Origin of the sequence: Actinoallomurus acaciae (genome assembly GCF_042429965.1) — a bacterium.
GTDB classification, from domain to species: Bacteria; Actinomycetota; Actinomycetes; order Streptosporangiales; family Streptosporangiaceae; genus Actinoallomurus; species Actinoallomurus acaciae.
In genome coordinates this window covers 1-3,991 of sequence record NZ_JBHLZP010000653.1, presented here as the reverse complement: position 1 = coordinate 3,991, position 3,991 = coordinate 1, and the positions used below count along the sequence as shown (strand labels likewise).

Sequence of the window (3,991 nt, the reverse complement as noted above, 5' to 3'; positions counted from 1 at the left end):
GGGTGTCGGGTCCCACCAGCGGCGCACCCGTGCGCGCAGCCGCCCGTCGATCAGGGCGCAGCCGTCGCCGACGTACGCCTCGTCGCCCTCGCGCACCGTGCGGAAGGGCTCCTGCCGGGTGGGGACGGCCAGCACGACCGCGTTCGGCGGGCGCACGGCGTCGGAGGCGGTCAGCGCGATCACCGCGGGCTCGGGAGACCGGTCGACCCGGAGGTAGACGGCGGAGGGGAAGACCGCGACGACCCGGCCGTGGCGCCGGGGCCCGCCGAGCGCGGAGCGGACGCCCAGGCTGGCGGCGCCGGCGAGAGTGGGCGCCGTCACCGCATGGGAGCCACGCGTGCCGGACCTGCGCCGGGCGGTGGACACCGTCACCAGATCGCCTCCCCGTGATGGGCTCGCTCGTGGCGAACGTAGACCGGGGCCGGGCCCGGCCGTATGGAGAATTCTGCCAAGGATGGTTGCCATCGTTCGTGTCCGTTGTCATGGTTGTTCGCGCATAGGTGGTCAACTGCGGCAGATCGGGCACCCATGTCCTTCACCGAACCCCTCCCACCCACACTGCGTCTCGCGAGCACCGGCACCCTGACCTACGGACTGTCCGTCGGGGAGGTGCTCGGCGTTCCCGCGCTCTCCGGCGCCCGCGTGATCGCCGGGGAGAGCGGGCTCGGCCGGGTGGTGCAGCGCCTCAACGTGATGGAGGTGCCGGACATCCTCGGCTGGGTGAAGCCGCACGAGCTGCTCCTCACCACCGGATACCCACTGCGCAACACCCCGCAGTCGCTCGGCCACCTGGTCGCCGACCTCGACGAACGCGGGCTCGCGGCGATCGCGATCAAGCTCGGCCGCTACCTCGACGGCCTCCCGGACGAGATGCTGGAGCAGGCCGACCGCCTGGGCTTCCCCCTGATCCTGCTCGCCAATGACGTCGGCTTCGACGACGTGCTCAACCAGGTGCTGACCGACATCCTCAACCGGCAGGCCGCGATCCTCGCCCGCACCGAGGAGGTGCACCGGGCGCTCGTGCAGATCGTGCTGTGCGGCGGCGGCCTGCAGGAGATCACCGACGAGGTCGCCGGGCTGCTCGGCGCGGCCGTCGCGGTCATCGACGGCGACGGACACGAGCTGGTCGCCTCCGGCGACGAGCGTTACCTGGCGGCGCTGCGGGAGGGCGATCCCGGGCCGGCGGCGGAGTACGGTGCGCACGGCGACCGTACGGTGGTGCCGGTCGTGGCCGGCGGCTACACCTACGGCCGGATGACGGCGGTCGGCGAGACGGCGCCCGAGGTCGCCATGCTGGAACGCGCCGCCACGGTCGCCGCGCTGGTCATCACCAAGCAGCAGGCCGTCTCGGCGGTGGAGAGCAAGTACCGCGCGGACTTCCTGCGCGACGTGCTCACCGGCCGGCCGGGCGGCGGCGACGAGCACGTCGTCGCGCACAGCGCGAGCTTCGGCTGGGACCTCGGCCGCCCGGTCATGGTGGTCGTGGCCGAGCTGGACCGCGGTCCGGCGGGCGTGACGGACGAGCGGATGCTCCAGGACCGGCTGACCTCGGCGCTGACCTCGGCCGTGCGCCGCCGCGACCGCAAGGGCGCCGTGGCCGGTTTCAGCCACGAGGTCGTCGCCGTCCTCGGCGCGGACGCCTGCGACATCACGACGCTCGCCAAGGACGCCACCGCCGTGTTCGGCGACGCCGGCCGGACGTTCTCGCTCGGCGTCAGCCGTACGGCCGCGGTGCCGGGCGACCTGCCGGCCGCCTACGACCAGGCGGTCAAGGCGGTGCGCGTGGGCCGCCAGCTCCACGGCGACGGGGCGGTGGCGCACTTCGACCAGCTCGGCGTCTTCCGGCTGCTGAGCCTGGTGGGCGACACCGCCGAGCTGCACGCCTTCGTCGGGGAGACCCTCGGCGAACTCGCCGGCGACGGCGACCCGGAGGCCGTCGACCTGCGGCGCACGCTACAGGTGCTGCTGGAGACGAACCTCAACGTGGCCGAGACGGCGCGGCGGCTGCACTTCCACTACAACACCCTGCGCTACCGGATCGGCAAGCTCGAACGGCTCCTCGGCCCGTTCACCGAGGACGCCCACCTCCGCCTCAACCTGACCCTCGCCCTCCACGTGCTGCGCATGCGAGGCATCTAGGGCCTGTCCCGGCGAACACCGTTGATCCCCGCAGACGGGATCATGAAACACACCCTGGTCACAACCGCCGATGTCGCGGTTTGTCAGTTCTCGACGATGTCCAGGAGGAGGCGCGGTTCTAGCGTGCCCGCAACTACATGCTGGAGGGCCGCCATGGCGATCGGATGGAAACTGCACGGTGACGGCCGTGGTCTCGGGCCGGGCGAGGTGGTCGCGCCCGGCGAGCGGCTCTCGTGGGACCGGACCATCGGCATCGGCGCCCAGCACGTCGTGGCGATGTTCGGCGCGACGTTCGTCTTCCCCGTCGTGATGGGGCTGAACCCCAACCTGGCGATCATGATGTCGGGCATCATGACGATCCTGTTCCTGCTGATCGTGAACGGGAAGGTGCCGAGCTACCTGGGCACCAGCGCGTCGTTCGTCGGCGCGGTCGCCTCCATCCGCGGGGCGGGCGGCTCGACCGCCGACGTCACCGGCGCGATCCTGGTCGCCGGTCTCGTGCTCGCCGCGGTCGGCATCCTTATCCACTTCCTGGGCGCCGAGGTCATCCACCGGATCTTCCCGCCGGTCGTCACCGGCGCGGTCGTCATGCTGATCGGCTTCAACCTCGCGCCGGTCGTCGCGAACGTGTACTGGCCGCAGGACCAGTGGGTCGCGCTCGCCACGCTCGCGTTCGTGGTGTTCTGCGCGGTGGTGCTGCGCGGCTTCTGGTCCCGCATCGCCATCCTGCTCGGCCTGATCTTCGGGTACGCGCTGTCGTGGGTCCTCGACCGGATCGCCGGCCAGATCACCGCGGTGGACGGCGCCGGGAAGATGGGCACTCATTACAGGGTGAACTTCGACGGCGTACGGGCGGCCGACTGGTTCGGCCTCCCGCACCTGCACGGGCCCGGCTTCAAGACCTCGGCCATCCTGGTCGCGCTGCCCGCGGTCATCGCACTGATCGCCGAGAACACCGGGCACGTCAAGGCGGTCGCCGCGATGACCGAGACCAACCTGGACCCCTACCTCGGCCGCGCGCTGGCCGCCGACGGCGTGGGCACCTTCCTGGCGAGCGCGGTCGGCGGTTCGCCGACGACCACGTACGCGGAGAACATCGGCGTCATGGCCGCCACGCGGATCTACTCGACCGCCGCCTACTACGTGGCCGCGATCGTGGCCATCCTGTTCGGCCTGTGCCCGAAGTTCGGCGCGCTCGTGGCGGCGACCCCGGGCGGCGTCCTCGGCGGCATCACCGTCGTGCTGTACGGCATGATCGGCCTGCTCGGCGCCAAAATCTGGATCGAGAACCGGGTGGACTTCGGCGATCCGGTCAACCTCGTCCCCGTCGCGGCGGGCATCATTCTCGCCGTGGGCGACGTCACGCTCAAGATCACCAAAGACTTCCCGCTCCAGGGCATCGCGCTCGGCACGATCGCGGTCCTGGCCGGCTATCACCTCCTGTCCGCCGCGCAGCGGACACCGCGCGACACGGGCGGCGGCATCATCGCGCCGGGCGAACGCGACAACGTCACGGACACGCCCGCCCGGCCGGCCACGGAGGGGGCGGAGTGAACCCGTCGTGAAGCCGCCCCCGTTCGACCACCATGCTCCGGAGACGCTGGAGGAGGCCCTGGACGTCCTCGCCCGTGCGGGGGAGGACGCGAAGGTCCTGGCCGGCGGGCAGAGTCTGATCCCGCTGCTCAACATGCGGCTGGCCGCCCCGGCCCACCTCGTCGACATCAACCGGGTTACCGCGCTGGACACCCTGGAGGCCACCGCGGCGGGCGTGCGCGTCGGGGCGCTCGCCCGGCACGCGCGCGTCGAACGGTCGGAGGAGGCGGCCGGCGTGCTCCCGCTGCTGCGCGCGGCG

3 protein-coding genes and 1 pseudogene are annotated in these 3,991 nt (G+C 72.0%); 3 read left to right on the top strand and 1 reads right to left on the bottom strand.

Features of this window, described 5'->3' with window-relative positions:
• Positions 1-372 (bottom strand): annotated as a pseudogene (locus tag ACFFNX_RS44255) (oxamate carbamoyltransferase subunit AllH family protein); the annotation flags it as partial.
• A gap of 156 nt (positions 373-528) precedes the next feature.
• On the opposite strand from ACFFNX_RS44255, the gene ACFFNX_RS44250 reads away from it, so the two are divergent.
• The 3 genes from ACFFNX_RS44250 to ACFFNX_RS44240 all read left to right on the top strand — a co-directional run.
• Positions 529-2,139 (top strand): PucR family transcriptional regulator, encoded by a 1,611-nt coding sequence (locus ACFFNX_RS44250; RefSeq protein ID WP_378212257.1) that lies wholly within the window; start codon positions 529-531, stop codon positions 2,137-2,139.
• A gap of 153 nt (positions 2,140-2,292) precedes the next feature.
• Complete coding sequence (locus tag ACFFNX_RS44245) at positions 2,293-3,693, top strand: uracil-xanthine permease family protein (protein WP_378212256.1); 1,401 nt, start codon at positions 2,293-2,295, stop codon at positions 3,691-3,693.
• Positions 3,694-3,700: 7 nt separating this feature from the next.
• Positions 3,701-3,991, top strand: a 291-nt coding sequence (locus tag ACFFNX_RS44240) for an FAD binding domain-containing protein (protein ID WP_378212255.1), incomplete at its 3' end; no start/stop codon positions are given.

Bases quoted from the DNA above. Each gene is read 5' to 3' on its own strand.
- ACFFNX_RS44250 (WP_378212257.1), top strand. From the start codon at position 529: ATGTCCTTCACCGAACCCCTCCCACCCACACTGCGTCTCGCGAGCACC.
- ACFFNX_RS44245 (WP_378212256.1), top strand. From the start codon at position 2,293: ATGGCGATCGGATGGAAACTGCACGGTGACGGCCGTGGTCTCGGGCCG.